Below are 15,390 nucleotides of genomic sequence, written 5' to 3' on the forward strand. Positions count from 1 at the left end.
TATAATCAGGTATTTCTTTCCTGCTCCAGCTCCCAGACTCTGTGATTTGAGATGGCTGTAATAAATTGTTTTCCGGCATCCGCAGTATCCCATGTGATCACAGCCGGGTCTTCATGTTTTTTCTGACCCACATTGCTGCTGTTGTAAATTTCTTTGCTATCCGCTCCAAAATACAGGGCTTTACAGTGTTTGTAAGCTTCATTAACGAAATTCAGGACATGATGTTTATTCTCAGGAGACATCAGTTCTTTTGCTGATTTTGCTCCGGCACAGATGTATAATGCATCAAAGCAGACACTGGCAATGCTTGTAAGAGAATGTTTCGGTGTAAGGAGTGATCCGTCATCAGCCTTAACAGCGGCCAGACTTGGTGCAATCAGTTCTACAGCAGCGCCTTCTCCTTCAAGTTTTGTTTTTAAACTGTTAACAGCTTTTCCATCTGCTCCGTTGGCTATGATAAAGCCAATTTTTCTGCTTTTGATGGTATCTTTAACTGTATCTTTCATGCTGAGTGCTGCGGAAGACTTTGTATCCGGCTCTCTCTCTTCGCTCTGAAGCTCCTCAATATTGCTGTCCGCAGGTAAACTCTGGTTAGGATGTTTCAGCTTTTTGACCTGAACGCCTACTTTTCCGGCTACTTTTTTCGCAAGATCTTTATTGATGAATGCAAGCTGGCCCACAAGCCTTTCCCTGATCTCCGGGATCGTCACTTTTGATAATTCAAAGATCAGCGCATTCTGAAGATGGGTCTGTTCAGGAAGCGACTGGCTGTTATAAAATAATTTGGCCTGAGAATAATGATCTACAAAACTCTGACTTCTCTTTCTGATTTTATCGCCCGAAACTCTTTCCTGATGAGACGTAAAGCCGCCTTCGGACATCATAGCCTGGAAAGGGCATCCTCCTCCGATGGAATTCGGTTCATAGCTTGTTTTTCCTTTCACGATCTGCTGTCTCATATGGCCGTCGCGCTGGTTATTGTGAACGGTATTAATGGATCTGTTGATCGGGATTTCATGAAAATTGGGAGATCCAAGCCTTGAAAGCTGGGTATCTGTATATGAAAATAATCTTCCCTGAAGCAGCGGATCATTGGAGAAATCAATGCCGGGAATAATGTGTCCGGGATGAAAAGCAATCTGCTCGGTTTCTGCAAAAAAGTTATTCGGATTTTTGTTTAATGTTAAGGTTCCTACAATCTGTACGGGAACTTCTTCTTCAGGAACCAGTTTTGTGGGATCCAGAAGATCAAAATCAAACTTGTGTTCGTCTTCTTCAGGAATCAGCTGCACGCCGAAATCCCATTCCGGAAAAGCTCCGTTTTCAATGGCTTCCCAAAGATCTCTTCTGTGAAAATCCGGGTCTGTTCCTGAGATTTTCTGAGCTTCATCCCATGCCACGGAATGCACACCAAGTTTTGGTTTAAAATGAAATTTCACGAAATGTACTTTCCCTTTGTCATTGATGAATTTAAAGGAATGAACCCCGAAACCTTCCATCATTCTCAGACTTCTTGGGATCGCCCTGTCACTCATCAGCCACATAATCATGTGCATGCTTTCCGGCATCAGGGAAATAAAATCCCAGAAGGTGTCATGGGCCGAAGCAGCCTGTGGCATTTCGTTATCAGGTTCCGGCTTTACGGCATGTACAAGGTCCGGAAATTTCATGGCATCCTGAATAAAAAAGACAGGCATATTATTCGCAACAAGGTCATAATTTCCTTCTTCCGTATAAAATTTAACAGCAAAACCTCTTACATCCCTGGCGAGATCCGTACTTCCTCTGCTTCCTGCTACGGTAGAAAAGCGTACAAATACAGGTGTTTCTTTCCCGGTTTCTGTTAAAAATTTTGCTTTGGTGTATTCAGCAAGGCTTTCAGACAATTTGAAAACGCCGTGTGCCCCAGAACCTCTTGCATGAACAATTCTTTCGGGAATTCTTTCGTGATCGAAATGGGTGATTTTTTCCCGTAAGATAAAATCTTCCAGCAGTGTGGAACCTCTTTCGCCGTCTTTCAGGGAATCCTGATTATTATTAATCTTCAATCCCTGATTGGTCGTCAGTTTTTCGTTTTCATTGGAAGTACTGTGGGTGTTCAGCTGGTCTAACTTTTCATTTTGGTTTTCATTTTTCATATCAATTTTATTTTCGGTGTGGTGTGAAGGATAAAAAGTCAAACAAATAATTCACGAAGATTATTCAGTGATCCGGTCCTGCTCTAATGTCGTTAAGAGCTTGCTGAGGTATTCCTCTTCTTTCAGCACTTTGTAATAGGCTGTTTTGGCGTATAACGTGAAAGAGGAGTTCTCAACTTCTATTTCGGCATCCATTTCTGTAACGGGTGTGGTGCTTCCGGTGTGGTATTCACGGATATGGAGGATGTATTCATTAATGTAAGTGTCTATTACATTTTTCAGAATGTCGCACTTGGCATTGTTTTTAATCTTTTCCAATGATTTGATCAGAAAAGCGGTGACTCCGTAAGAGTTGATAACGCTCGGGAATAAAGATTCATTCTCTATCATATTATTTTTATCATTCAGTCCGGAATGTCTTAAAGTGTCATTTTCAAATATCATAATCTCTAGGTTATTAGTTATCAGGAATTTTCAGATACTTCTCAAAATAATGGAGGTCTTCTTTGTCTTTAATGGAAAGATAAAACATGACCTGCTCCGGTTCTTTCAGCCCTATACTGCTGAAACAGTCGAAATGGGCGATCAATGCCTGGATATTTTCTATTTCTATGTCTTTTAAAATAACAAACAGAAGGAAAACATTGTCTTTGATTTCTTTGGCATAGATGGCAGCGCCGTCCTCAAACCAGCCTCCTTTGTTTGAAACCTTTATAAAGTCTTTATGCTTCAGCGTTTTTACTATTTTCTGACAGTCCATATCGTTGAGTATCATGGTTATCTCTGTTATTCAGAATAAGCACAGGGCTATTCTGAACTGACTTCTTGCCTCAATTCAATTCTTGTGAACTGTCGTCGCCGGAATCTCCAGTATTCTCAACTGAAATTTTTGGTGTGAATATGGAATGATATGTAGCGACCCGGCAGTGATCTGGAATCTGATGATCTATCCTGAAAGACAAAGCTTTCATACTGCCCTTACTGAGGTCTTAAGAATTGTATTGAAACCCGATGTATCAAAGATATACCGGAATTATTCACTTTTTTATGACCTGGATCATATTAAAGAGCTATTAATAAACGATTTTTCGGTTTTCTATCTTTACACTTCCCTCTTTCTCCATCTTTTTGAGAACCCTGATCACAGTTTCTACACGAAGCCCTACCAGATTAGCTACCTGCTGTCTTGTAAGCTCCACCTGAAAGCAGTTTCCACAGCTGTCGTCATGATAGCTTTTAAGGTAGTCCAGAAGCCCGGTAAGTCTTGAGACAGGATTCAGGGATGCCATATTCTGAAGCATAACTGCTTTAAAATACAGCCTTTGAGAAAGACAGGCATTCATTTCCAGAGAGAGGTCCGGATAGGATTTGATAAGTTTCAAAAACCTATCCTTCGGCACTCTTATAATTTCTGTCGGCTGAATACAGACAGCATTGGTGGGATAAAATTTATCTAAAAAAAGCATTGAATCCCCAAAGCTCTGTTTTCCTCCGAAAATGTTCTGTATAAACTCTTTTCCATCTTCATCATAATTATTAAGCTTCACTTTTCCGGTCTTTATCTGAAAATAATAAAGGGCATGATCTCCTTCTCTGTAGATCTGTTCACCTTTCTTATATACCCTTATTTCTCCTCCTGACGAATACAGCGTATTTTCGTCAATATTCATGCAGCTTATTGTCTTCATTTGTGTGTGTTTTGATTTAAATAATAAAATTTTGTATTGAAGCTGTTTTAATATAAAATTTTACGGTCTATGATCTGAACAATATTGTCCCGTTCCATATGTTTGATCGTTCTTATTGCCGTTTCCACGCAGAGGCCTGTATGATCCGCCATCTGCTGCCTCGTTAAAGGGATGGTAAAGGAAAACGGACTTTCATCATCATGCGAGCTCTTTTTAAGATAATCCATTAATCCTCGGAGTCTGATAGCCGGACTCTGGGAAGAAATATTCTGCATTTTCACCGTCTTATCATACAATATCTGAGATAAAAAACTGCTTACCTCAAGACATAACCTCGGGGAACTGCTCAGCAATTCCAGAAAAACAGACCGCTGCAGTCTTAATACATTGCAGTCTGTAAGAGCCTCAGCGTTCATAGGATAAGGCTTGTTGATAAAAAGTACGGACTCTCCGCAACTTTGTCCGTTGGAAAGGAGAAGCTGTATGAACTCCTTTCCTTCTTCATTGTAATTATTCAGTTTCACTTCGCCTGAAATGATCTGATAATAATAATTCGGGTTGTCCCCCTCAGAAAAAATATATTCTGCGGGCTTATAATGTATGAGCTCTGCGCCTGCTGATAGCAAAATGTCTTCATCGATAACCATAATAGTAGTAGTTTTTGGTGTTATTCAATCTTGGTCAATCTTTCTTAGTAAAAAATATATTGGTATCGAAGTCTATGTACGCATGCAAATATTGAACCTTTATGATTGTTCAAAATGTTAATTTTAGTTAAATTAATTATCAAAAATCAACCATTCATAAATTATCAATTGAATTATTAAACTAAATTGATTCATTTTTTAAAATATTCGTAAAAAAAATCAATATATACGCAAAATGATCCTAACAGTATTCTGAAGGACCTTAAAAACCCGCTTTATTGCTAAACGGGTTTTATGAGTTTATAATCGTTAAAATTATTTTTTTGCAGCCTTAGCCGTATCCATTTTCTTTGCTGCTGTATCTACAGCTCGCATCGTATCTGAAGGCAAAGGATTCGCAGGTGCAATCATTGTATCTGAAGGCAGGGTATCTGCAACGGCAGTATCCGAAATAGAGGTGGAATCAACCTTCGTTTCCTTCTTACAGCTTATGGCAGTAATGCCTAAAAGCATGATTAACAGGGCATATTTCATAATCTTATATTTTGTAGTGTCCCTTCAAAGATAGATCATTACAAAATACTTTGTTTATGATTTAAATCATAATCTATTATTTATGATTATTTCGCAAATTTCTTGGTTCCGGCTACACATAGAATTACCCCGATAGTCACCCCTACCATTCCCATACTTACCTGCTCGTTAAGAAGCCATGCCGCCAGCGCCAGCCCAAAAAATGGCTGCAGCAGCTGCAACTGTCCTACTCTGGCAATACCGCCCTGTGCCAGACCTTTATACCAGAATATAAACCCGATAAACATACTGAAAAGCGCGATATAAGCCATTCCTACCCAGCCCTGAACACTTACGGTTTCAATATGATCAGGAAAATAAATAAAAAATAAAGGAATCATAATAGGCAATGCCAGCACCAGAGCCCAGGAGATGACCTGCCATCCACCCAGTGTTTTTGAAAGTTTTGCCCCTTCGGCATAGCCCATTCCGCAAAGGATTACAGCCAGAAGCATCAGAATATCGCCTACAGGAGATGCTGAAATTCCCTGAGAAACGGCATATCCTATCACCAAAAGACTTCCTACAACAGAAAAGAACCAGAATACAGGATGCGGTCTTTCTCCACCCCGCAACACCCCGAATACGGCCGTAGCCAAAGGAAGCATCCCCAGAAACACGATAGAATGGGCAGAAGTAAGATATTGCAGGGCCAATGCAGAAAGCAGCGGAAAGCCAATCACGCAGCCCAGTGAAACCAAAAACAAAGGCATGAGCTGATGTTTAACGGGACGTTTTTCTTTACCCAGCCATAAAACCACCAGAGCCAGCAGTCCTGCAACAGCAGCCCGGACTATGGTAACAAAGGTCGGGCTCATTTCCATCACCGCTAATTTGGTGGCCGGAAGTCCCCCACTGAAGAGCACAACTCCAATAAAACCATTAATCCATCCGCTTACGTTTTCGTCTTTTGTTGATAATTGATCAGTCACCATTTTAAGTATCTTTTTAATGGTTCAAAATTAAAGAGCCCAAACGAATAAACACAGTCTCAGTTTTGTATATTTGCATGAGCACAGTTTAACGATATGAGCAAAGAATTTATATACACAGAAATCGCTGACGGCATTGCATCGCAGATCAGAAATGGCCTGCTGAAAGCCGGAGACAAGCTTCCTTCCGTAAGAATGATGTGCCAGGAACATCAGGTAAGCATGAATACAGCCAAGCGGGTTTTCCTTGAGCTGGAATCCCAGTCTCTCATAGAATCCAAACCGCAGTCAGGCTATTTTGTAAGCAGGCTGATGTCTGTAAAACTTCCCCTCCCTGAAATAAGCCGCCCTTCTCTGATTGCCAATAATGATGAGCCGGACGAGCTGATCAGCCGTGTTTATGAAAATATGGGTAAAAAAGGACTGACCTTTTTCTCTATAGGAATTCCTTCGGGAGACCTTCTGCCACAGGCTAAATTAAAGAAAGAGATCATCAATGCAACCCGGGAATTAAAAGACGGCGGAACGGAATATGAGGAACTGCAGGGAAATCTGAAGCTGCGCAGAATGATTGCCGTCCGGTCACTTCAATGGGGCGGAAATCTCAATGAAAATGATCTGGTTACCACCAATGGCGGCATGAATGCACTGTCGTTCTGTCTGATGGCTTTGGGAAAACCCGGTGACACGATAGCTATTGAAAGCCCTTGCTATCCTGGTATTTTGCAGCTGGCCAACGGCTTGGGTCTGAATGTCCTTGAACTTCCTACCCATCCTACAACCGGTATTGAAATTGAAGCATTACGGAAAGTGATTCCACAAATCAATCTGTGTTTACTGATTCCTAATTTCAATTCACCTTTGGGAAGCTGTATGCCGGATGAAAATAAAAAAGAGATCGTCAAACTTCTTGCAGAACATCATATTCCTCTGATTGAAGATGATGTATACGGTGATCTTTATTTTGGTTCCAGCCGTCCGAAATGCTGTAAATCTTTTGACAAGACCGGAAATGTTCTGTACTGCAGCTCTATATCCAAAACGCTGGCTCCGGGCTACCGAGTAGGCTGGATTGCGCCCGGCAGATACAAAGACAAGATCATGAAACTGAAGCTTCTTCATTCCACATCATCGATTTCTATTGTGAATGAAGCGGTTGCCAACTTCCTGAAATCCGGCAGATATGAAAAACACCTGCAGCAGATGCGGCGGGCTCTTCAGAATAATTATCAGAATTATGTACAAACCATTGCGGACTATTTTCCGGAAGGCACAAAGACCAGCCGTCCACAGGGAGGCCTTTCTCTGTGGGTGGAATTTGATAAAAAAATCCGTACCACAGAACTCTACGATCTGGCTATTAAACAGAACATCAGTATTGCGCCTGGCAGAATGTTTACCCTGCAGGATCAGTTCGAAAACTGCATGCGTCTCTGCATTGGCCTTCCATGGACGGAAGAAACCAGACAGTGTCTGCAGCAGGTAGGAAATCTCGCTAAAAAGATCTGAAATTATTTAACCTGACTTCGGTAAGAGGGTCAGGAAGTTTGAAGCCTGAAGATGAAAGTTATTAAAGTCCAAAGGCAGAAATATACCGCGGTTTATTTTTAATCAGCTTCAACAAATTTAAAGACGTTATTTAATATCATTGTCAATAGTAACCCCCAGCCTCTATCTTCCAGCTTCCTGCCTTTAATTTTAACTTCTTATCCTGCGAAAACAGATTATTTATTATCCGGAACGAAATTTTTTCTGGCCAGTTCTTTTCTTACCCTGCTTAAACTTTCAGGGGTAATACCAAGATAGGAAGCAATCATCCACTGCGGAACCCTGAGAAGAAGATCCGGATACATTTTAATGAATTTCATGTAGCGTTCTTCTGCGGTTTCGCCCAGGAGAGAATTGATTCTGTTCTGCAGGCTTCTGATATGTTTCTGCAGCAGGAAATCACTTCTTTCAATACTGTTCGGGAACTGCTCTACCAACTTATTGAAAAAGTCAGGATGAAGAAACAGCACTTCTGTATCTTCCACCGCTTCTATATAGTAAATGGATTTTTCGTTGAAATAAAGACTGCTCCGGTCAGAAATCAGCCAGCTTTCAGGGGCGAACTGGATGATGTGTTCTTTCCCATTCTTGTCAATGGAATACATTTTCAGCAGCCCTTTTTCTACAAAGAATATGTGTCTGCAGATTTCACCGTATTGTAAAAGAAACTGGTTTTTAGGAATTTTCTTTACTTCATAGTGTAAACTGCACATGTTCACTTTTTCTATGGGAACATTTAATACTTTAGCTAAATAAACATTTATATTCTTCATTCTATGATTTGGCTTATGGATATGTCTTCGTGTGAAGCACTGTTTATGACCTTTCCATCTTCAATAATGATCAGCTGGGGGCTTTCATGCCTGATTCCAAGATCTTCAGATATTTTATTTGAAATAGGTCTATGTTCCAGCAAATCTAAGTAATATAAATCCAGTTTATCATCTAAATTATCTATTTCTTTTTCAAAATTATTCAATACTGTCTTGCTGATGAAGCATCGCGTTGAATGTTTGAAAATAGCTATTCTATGTTGATAAGAACTTTCTATCGCTCTATTAAGATCTTCCTCAGACTCTATTTTTTTCCAGAAAGATTTACGCTCAGGGCTGTTGTTTTTTCCTCCGAAAATTTTATCAAAAAAACTCATACATTAAATTGTTTTAAATGATGATCAAGATGTTTGTATTCTAAAAATCCCCAGTCTTTTTCAGTCATTTTCCCGAATAATCTGTGGCTTTGCGGAAGATCTTTATGTTCAGATACTGTCCGGAACTCCTTCAGGGTATTCAGCAGATTGGTTTTTGATTCATCAAAATCACACTCAAAATTAACGATTAGTTTTTGAAAAGTCGGCATGTTTCGGGGAATTCCATTGTTAAAAATCTGCATTTCTATCCTGGTTGCCGCTCCAATCGCTTTAAAAATGATATTAATCTCAGGAAGTTCCACTTTACCCAAAGCCACCTTAAGGACAAGGTCACAGTGTGTTAGCATCTGCGAAACATTCATCTTTCCCCATCTTCCGGAAGCGTTTCCGGTAAGCCTGGAAATTCTCTGAATCATCTCTTCAAAATAAACCGGATTCTGCAGACTCTTTTTTACCACCCTTTTTCTTTCTTCAGATGTTCAATGTGGGCGTAATGATGGTCACAATGCCATACATAAAACGCAAGATAATGTCTCAGATTATAGTCTTTGTTCTGCTCAGGATGATGGAAAGTTCTTTCAAACTGTTTGTTGGTAAGGGTATTGAGCAGCACCGTCCATCTCTGGTGTGTTCCTTTGATCATTCTCATGGCAGGTTTTACCGGCATATTCAGGCTGTCCTGAAGTTCGGCCCATTTGGCTTCATCATATGGTTTGATCACCGGATTATCTTCTGTAAGTGCCAGTTTGAAACGGATAAAACTGTTGATGTGGCTGTCCGCAATATGATTAACGAGCTGTCGTACCGTCCATCCTCCTTCTCTGTAAGGCGTATCCAGCTGATCATCCGTAAAGTGTTCAATTAAATCTTTCAGTTTTCCGGGAAAGTTTTTGATCACTTTGATGTGCTCATCCAGCTTGATATCACAGATGTTTTGCGGTGCCTCGAACTGGCCAATGGGAAATTTCTTTAACTCTAGATCCATTTTTAATAATATTGATTCATTTATATTTAATAAAATACAGCAGTCTTAGCGAAACCCTGACAGATGACAGTTTTCTTCGTTTTAAATTTCCCTAAAATTACTACAAGAAAAGCAACAGGACAATAGAAAAAATTGTAATAAACAAATTTTATTGACGGTTGAAATTTCCCACAAAAAAACTTCAATTCTGTTACAATTGAAGCTCTTTATTTAAATGTATTAATAACCATGAAGATCGATGCCTTCTGTTCTTTGAAGGGTCACTTTCTTACCCATTTTCTTCTGGATTACCCTGAAGTGCTGCAGTTCATCATCGGTAAGAATACTTATGGCTGTTCCTTTTTCGTTAGCACGCCCCGTTCTTCCGATACGGTGAATGTAATCCAGAGGTGAGCGCGGCAATTCATAATTGATCACGCAAGGTAAAGACTCAATGTGAATACCACGGCCGATTAAGTCCGTCGCTACAAGGATCTGTGCTCCGTTTACTTTAAATTCCTCTAAATTATTTCTACGGGCACCCTGCGACTTCTGGCTGTGAATGGCCACTGCCTTTATTTTATTCTTCTTCAGTTTTTCTACTAAATTATCCGCAGATTTTGTTGATGAAACAAAGATCAAAGCCTTTTCAACCTTCTTTTCTTTAATTAAATACCGCAAAAAAGGACCTTTATTTTCAGAAGCTACATGATAGGCAAGCTGCTCAATATGATCAATTTCAACTTCTTCTTTTTTGATTTCAATAATCTCAGGATTGATGGATAAACGCTCCTTCATTTCAGCAACTTTATCATTCAGGGTTGCAGAAAAAAGAATCGTCTGTTTCATCACAGGCATCAGACCGAAAAGTTTGTTCATCTCTTCATCAAAGCCCAATTGGAACATTTTATCCGCTTCATCAATCACTAAATGACGGATTCCTGAGATGCTTACCGCTTTATGGTCAATCAGATCCAGCAAACGGCCCGGTGTTGCGATCAGAACTTCCACCCCAAACATTCCTTTCATCTGAGGATTAATGGAAACGCCTCCGTAAACAGCCATCGTACGGATCTCACGCTTCAGATTATCTGTAAAAGCTCTGAAAACCTCGTCGATCTGGATCGCCAGCTCCCGCGTAGGAACCAATATCAATACCTGAACATTACGGTCTTTCTTAACTTCGGCATTCTGCAGTTTTTCTAAAATAGGCATCACAAAACAAGCCGTTTTTCCGGAACCTGTCTGTGCAATTCCCATCAGGTCTTTACCTTCCAGAATAGCGGGGACAGCTTTCTCCTGAATGGGAAACGGCTTCAGATAACCTAATTTGTTAACAGAACGAATAATATTGTGTGATAATCCTAAAGATTCAAATGACATAAAAAACTTATTTCCTGCAAAGATAAGCTATTGAGCTTTGGTTTAAGAATTGGACCCATTTTTCTTTTTCTGGAAATTTAATTCTGATTGAATCTTTTAATTATTTTTTTAACACAAAGCTATACAAAGCTTTTTAACAGCTTCATTAAAAATTTTAAGATAAACAATGGCGTAAACTTTACAAAGAAATACAATCCTTTGTTTTACTCTGATCAACGAAGTGGCTTTGTTTTGCTTAACAATATTCTCAAAGTAAAAACCTTTGTCTTTCTTTGCGATAAATAATTACAAGTATTTAGGCCACTCTTTTTATTTTATATTGACCATCTAAATGTGTTTGCTTTAAAAATTAATTTTGCCGATTTGTCCGATAATTCAGTTTTGGAAAGTTTTTTGAGTAATTTTATGCAAAATTCGAGAAATCTAAATATGAAAAAAGCGTTAATAATCGTAGATGTACAGAATGATTTCTGTGACGGCGGCGCATTAGCAGTTCCGGGAGCCAATGAAGTGATTCCCTACATCAATCTTTTGATGGAAGAAAATGAATATGACCAGATTGTACTTACCCAGGACTGGCATCCTGCCGATCACAAAAGTTTCGCCAGCAACAATGGCAGAAATGTAGGCGAAAGCATTATCCTGAACGGCGTTCCGCAGTTTATGTGGCCGGATCACTGTATCCAGGGAACGTTCGGGGCAGAATTTCATAAAGATCTGAACAGAGATAAAGTAACCCATATCATCCAAAAAGGAAAAAATACTGAAATAGACAGCTACAGCGGTTTTCAGGACAATAACCATTTTATGAAAACCGGACTGGATGATTTCCTGAAATATCATGAGATCCAGTTACTGGAAGTTGTTGGCCTTGCCATGGATTACTGTGTGAAATTCACCTGTACGGATGCTGTAGCCAACGGATACATCACATGCCTTCACTTCAACGGAACTAAAGCAGTGAACGTAAAGCCTGAGAATGGCAGAGACGCTATTTATGATATGATCCAGAAGGGAATTACGGTTCTTGGATAATTTTAAGTATAAATTTGGTGCGGGTTTCGGGATTCGGGATGGTGTTCCAAATTAATTTTCAACATATGATTGTCTATAAATAATTAAGACGCGGAATTTTTTCTGCGTCTTTTTTATTAAAGATTGTTCTTTGAAATCAATTTTAAAGGGCCAAATCCCTTATACGTACTCCCCAAAATCTCGAACCCCGCATCACGAAATATTACTCATCACTTTTTAAGATAATTATCTATATTTGAAAGAAATACCGCAAATGAAAAAAGGGATTTTACTTATCGGATTTTTCACTGTAATTCTTGGAAAAGCACAAAATACCACGGGTGATCAGTTCAAATATCTGGAATATGATATCCAGAAGATCCAAAGTCTTTACAAAAGCAATAAGGCAACGGTAAAAGAAGTCGTTGAAGCTTATCTGAAACGGATCAATGACATTGATAAAAACGGCGTACAGCTGAATTCTGTGATAACCATTAATCCGGATGCTGTCAGAATTGCAGATTCTTTAGATCATATCAGTTCAAAATTAAAAGATAAGCCCCTTTTCGGAATTCCTGTCTTACTGAAAGATAATATAGATACCCGCGATAAGATGCCCAATACGGCAGGATCTTTAGCTCTGAAAAACTCCTTCCCTTTACAGGACAGTTATCTCGTGAAAAAATTAAGAGAAGCAGGGGCTGTCATTATCGGAAAGACCAATCTCAGCGAATGGGCCAATTTCCGTGGTATGAAATCCACAAGCGGCTGGAGCGGGCTGGGCGGACTTACCAAAAACCCATACATTCTGGACAGAAATACCTGCGGATCCAGTGCCGGTTCCGGGGCTGCTATTTCGGCCAATCTTGGGATTGTAGCCATTGGAACAGAAACCAACGGTTCCATAGTCTGCCCTTCAAGTATCAACGGAATTGTAGGATTAAAACCAACGGTAGGCCTGATTTCCAGACAGGGAATCATCCCTATTTCAAGTTCGCAGGATACGGCAGGTCCCATGGCCAGAACTGTGACTGATATTGCCATAAGCCTGGGGACAATGGTTGGCGAAGATAAACGTGACGTAAAAACCGTTGGCAATACGCCGTATCTTCATAAAGACTATACCCGCTTCCTGAATTTAAACGGACTGAAAGGAAAAAGATTAGGCTATGTGAAAGGCATCACCAAAGGAGCCAGTAAAAAGGTAGATGAATTGTTTTTGCAGACCTTAAAAGTTTTGGAAAGTCAGGGTGCTGTCATCGTTGAAATAGAAAATGATCCGCTTTCGGGAGAAGTCCATGAAAAATCTCTGGAACTGATGATTGATGAATTTAAAGACGGTCTGAATGATTATTTTGCATCATTGGGTAAAAATGCTCCCATTAAAAATATTGATGAGCTCATTGCTTTCAACAAAAACAATAAAGAAGAGCTGAAATATTTCGGACAGGAATTTCTGGAATTAGCCGCCAAAAGTAAAGGAACGAAAGAAAAAAACTATGCAAAGGCTGTAAAAACCGCCCAGGAAGGAAGCCGTGAAAAAGGAATCGACTTTACTATGAAAAAATACAATCTGGACGCCATTATTTCCCCTACCACCACAGAAGCCTGGAAAACTGATCTGCAAAATGGCGATCAATATTCTTTCGGGAGTGCAGATGCAGCCGCTATTGCAGGATATCCAAGCATTACCCTGACCATGGGTTATATCGACAGATTACCGGTCGGAATCTTATTTTCCGCTGAAAAATGGAGCGAAGGAAAACTTATCAATATGGCTTATACTTTTGAACAGGCCGCTCCGCAGAGGAAAGTTCCACAGTTTTTAAAGGAGTAGCAGATTCGGGTTCCGGGGGCTCGGGATTCGAGTTTTTTTAGGTTCGGGGTCCGGAATTCGGGGTTGTGGATGCGAGTTGTATGGGAAATCGTTTCGTGTAAAGAGTCGTGACATAAAAAGAAAAAAGCGTTGAATTTTATTTCAACGCTTTTTATGCTTATAATTCTTCTGTATTGCTTAATGTTCAGCTTTCCATCATACAATGAAAACCTGTATTGCGGCGGTATCCAACCCGAAACCCGAACCTAAAAAAACTCGAATCCCGAATCCCGGACCCCGTTTAAAGCATCTTAAGATTATTAACTTCCAGTTCTGTAAGGATTCTCCAGTGTCCACGTTTGATGTTTTTCTTGGTCATTCCGGCAAACATTACTCTGTCTAAAGCCTCTACTTCATAGCCAAGTCTTTGGAAAATTCTTCTGATCACACGGTTCCATCCGATATGAATTTCAATTCCGATTTCGTTTTTCGGTTTTCCTTCGATAAATGAAATCTGATCCACTACCGCTACTCCTTCATCAAGACGGATTCCTTCTGCGATCAGCTTCATGTCTTCATGCGTCAGCTTTTTATCAAGAGTCACATGATAGATTTTTTTGGCATCAAAAGATGGATGCGTCAGTTTTTTCGTCATGTGTCCGTCATTCGTTAAAAGAATAACTCCGGTGGTGGAACGGTCAAGTCTTCCAACAGGGAAAAGACGGTACGGCGATGCGTTTGCGACCAAATCCATTACGGTTTTTCTCGCTTTATCGTCCTTAGTGGTAGAAATATATCCTTTTGGTTTATTCAAAAGTACATATACCGGCTTCTCAGGAGTGATTCCCTGCCCGTCGAAAACTACTTTATCAGTCTTCTGAACCTGATATCCCATTTCATTTACTACTACTCCGTTCACTTCTACAAGTCCCTGCGTAATCAGTTCATCTGCTTCTCTTCTGCTGCAGATTCCTGAGTTGGCAATGTACTTATTAAGACGGATGGTATCTTTATGAACATCTTTGTCAATCTTGTTTAACCTTCTTTTCTGTACAAAAGATCTTGCCTTGTCTTCATTTTTATCATCTCCATTGGATGGTCTTCTTCCGTATTTCAGGCAGCCTCTTTCATACTTGTCTCTGGTATCAAAACTCTTTCCACCTCTTTTTGGTCCCGGTTTGCCGAAAGTTTTTCTTTCACGCCCTTCACTGGCATTCGTGATATAGGCTCTGCTTTCAGTTTTAGAACCCTGATCTTCATCTCTGGCGGAGCTTTCGCTGCTTCTTTTGAAGGGTTTCTGTTCGAATTTTGAATTGCTGCCTTTATGCTCAGAATTTCTTTCACCGGCTTTTGGAAAAGGTTTCTTAGAAGGTCTTGACCCTGAAGAATTTCCAGGTCTGGAAGCACGAGAATCATCAGAACTTTTTCTAGTTGAAATTCTTGGTTTTTTGGGTCTGTCTGAATTATTATTATCTCTGCTCATTCTAAAAAATTTCTGCAAAGATAGTAATTTAGTTACGAGTTAAAAATTAAGAAT

Annotated in this window: 16 protein-coding genes; 3 read left to right on the forward strand and 13 right to left on the reverse strand. The window is 39.9% G+C overall.

All coding sequences use genetic code 11. The features are described from left to right. Positions 1 to 5 precede the first annotated feature (5 nt). From JET18_RS09625 to JET18_RS09655, 7 genes are all read right to left on the reverse strand, one after another. Positions 6 to 2,138 carry a catalase gene (locus JET18_RS09625; RefSeq protein WP_202090401.1) on the reverse strand — a complete coding sequence of 711 codons (2,133 nt, stop codon included), beginning with the start codon at positions 2,136 to 2,138 and terminating at the stop codon, positions 6 to 8. Between the two features lie 60 nt (positions 2,139 to 2,198). Continuing rightward, the gene (locus JET18_RS09630; RefSeq protein WP_202090403.1) at positions 2,199 to 2,582 is read right to left on the reverse strand and encodes a hypothetical protein; all 384 of its coding nucleotides are present in this window, start codon (positions 2,580 to 2,582) and stop codon (positions 2,199 to 2,201) included. Between the two features lie 13 nt (positions 2,583 to 2,595). Next, positions 2,596 to 2,913 (reverse strand): hypothetical protein, encoded by a 318-nt coding sequence (locus JET18_RS09635; protein ID WP_202090405.1) that lies wholly within the window; start codon positions 2,911 to 2,913, stop codon positions 2,596 to 2,598. Between the two features lie 298 nt (positions 2,914 to 3,211). After that, positions 3,212 to 3,826, reverse strand: a complete 615-nt coding sequence (locus JET18_RS09640; protein ID WP_228728510.1) for a Crp/Fnr family transcriptional regulator — start codon at positions 3,824 to 3,826, stop codon at positions 3,212 to 3,214. Positions 3,827 to 3,873: 47 nt separating this feature from the next. Continuing rightward, a complete protein-coding gene (locus JET18_RS09645) occupies positions 3,874 to 4,473 on the reverse strand; it encodes a Crp/Fnr family transcriptional regulator (RefSeq protein WP_202090407.1) in 600 nt (199 codons plus the stop codon). 315 nt (positions 4,474 to 4,788) lie between these two features. Beyond that, positions 4,789 to 5,007, reverse strand: a complete 219-nt coding sequence (locus tag JET18_RS09650) for a hypothetical protein (RefSeq protein WP_202090409.1) — start codon at positions 5,005 to 5,007, stop codon at positions 4,789 to 4,791. Positions 5,008 to 5,093: 86 nt separating this feature from the next. Next, positions 5,094 to 5,981, reverse strand: a complete 888-nt coding sequence (locus tag JET18_RS09655) for a DMT family transporter (protein WP_202090411.1) — start codon at positions 5,979 to 5,981, stop codon at positions 5,094 to 5,096. Positions 5,982 to 6,074: 93 nt separating this feature from the next. On the opposite strand from JET18_RS09655, the gene JET18_RS09660 reads away from it, so the two are divergent. After that, the gene (locus JET18_RS09660) at positions 6,075 to 7,487 is read left to right on the forward strand and encodes an aminotransferase-like domain-containing protein (protein WP_202090413.1); all 1,413 of its coding nucleotides are present in this window, start codon (positions 6,075 to 6,077) and stop codon (positions 7,485 to 7,487) included. A gap of 215 nt (positions 7,488 to 7,702) precedes the next feature. Here JET18_RS09660 and JET18_RS09665 read toward each other — a convergent pair whose 3' ends face one another. From JET18_RS09665 to JET18_RS09685, 5 genes are all read right to left on the reverse strand, one after another. Beyond that, a complete protein-coding gene (locus JET18_RS09665; protein WP_202090415.1) occupies positions 7,703 to 8,299 on the reverse strand; it encodes a Crp/Fnr family transcriptional regulator in 597 nt (198 codons plus the stop codon). Beyond that, positions 8,296 to 8,676: a bacillithiol system redox-active protein YtxJ gene (ytxJ, locus tag JET18_RS09670; protein ID WP_202090416.1), complete on the reverse strand. Its 381-nt coding sequence runs from the start codon at positions 8,674 to 8,676 to the stop codon at positions 8,296 to 8,298. The genes JET18_RS09665 and ytxJ overlap by 4 nt, the downstream gene beginning before the upstream one ends. Continuing rightward, on the reverse strand, positions 8,673 to 9,134 hold the full coding sequence (locus JET18_RS09675; protein ID WP_317193251.1) for a DUF1569 domain-containing protein: 462 nt from the start codon (positions 9,132 to 9,134) through the stop codon (positions 8,673 to 8,675). Before JET18_RS09675 ends, ytxJ begins: the two co-directional genes overlap by 4 nt. Next, positions 9,128 to 9,661: a YfiT family bacillithiol transferase gene (locus tag JET18_RS09680; RefSeq protein ID WP_202090418.1), complete on the reverse strand. Its 534-nt coding sequence runs from the start codon at positions 9,659 to 9,661 to the stop codon at positions 9,128 to 9,130. Before JET18_RS09680 ends, JET18_RS09675 begins: the two co-directional genes overlap by 7 nt. A 219-nt stretch (positions 9,662 to 9,880) precedes the next feature. Then, the gene (locus JET18_RS09685) at positions 9,881 to 11,023 is read right to left on the reverse strand and encodes a DEAD/DEAH box helicase (protein ID WP_202090420.1); all 1,143 of its coding nucleotides are present in this window, start codon (positions 11,021 to 11,023) and stop codon (positions 9,881 to 9,883) included. Positions 11,024 to 11,452: 429 nt separating this feature from the next. Between JET18_RS09685 and pncA the strand changes: the two genes are divergently transcribed. Together pncA and JET18_RS09695 are read left to right on the forward strand one after the other, a co-directional pair. Then, positions 11,453 to 12,058 carry a bifunctional nicotinamidase/pyrazinamidase gene (gene pncA / locus JET18_RS09690; RefSeq protein WP_202090422.1) on the forward strand — a complete coding sequence of 202 codons (606 nt, stop codon included), beginning with the start codon at positions 11,453 to 11,455 and terminating at the stop codon, positions 12,056 to 12,058. A gap of 253 nt (positions 12,059 to 12,311) precedes the next feature. Beyond that, positions 12,312 to 13,874 carry an amidase gene (locus JET18_RS09695; protein ID WP_202090424.1) on the forward strand — a complete coding sequence of 521 codons (1,563 nt, stop codon included), beginning with the start codon at positions 12,312 to 12,314 and terminating at the stop codon, positions 13,872 to 13,874. A gap of 280 nt (positions 13,875 to 14,154) precedes the next feature. On the opposite strand, the gene JET18_RS09700 is transcribed toward JET18_RS09695, so the two are convergent. Next, the gene (locus JET18_RS09700; RefSeq protein ID WP_228728511.1) at positions 14,155 to 15,336 is read right to left on the reverse strand and encodes a pseudouridine synthase; all 1,182 of its coding nucleotides are present in this window, start codon (positions 15,334 to 15,336) and stop codon (positions 14,155 to 14,157) included. Positions 15,337 to 15,390 lie beyond the last annotated feature (54 nt).

Source organism: Chryseobacterium endalhagicum (genome assembly GCF_016745235.1).
GTDB classification, from domain to species: Bacteria; Bacteroidota; Bacteroidia; order Flavobacteriales; family Weeksellaceae; genus Chryseobacterium; species Chryseobacterium endalhagicum.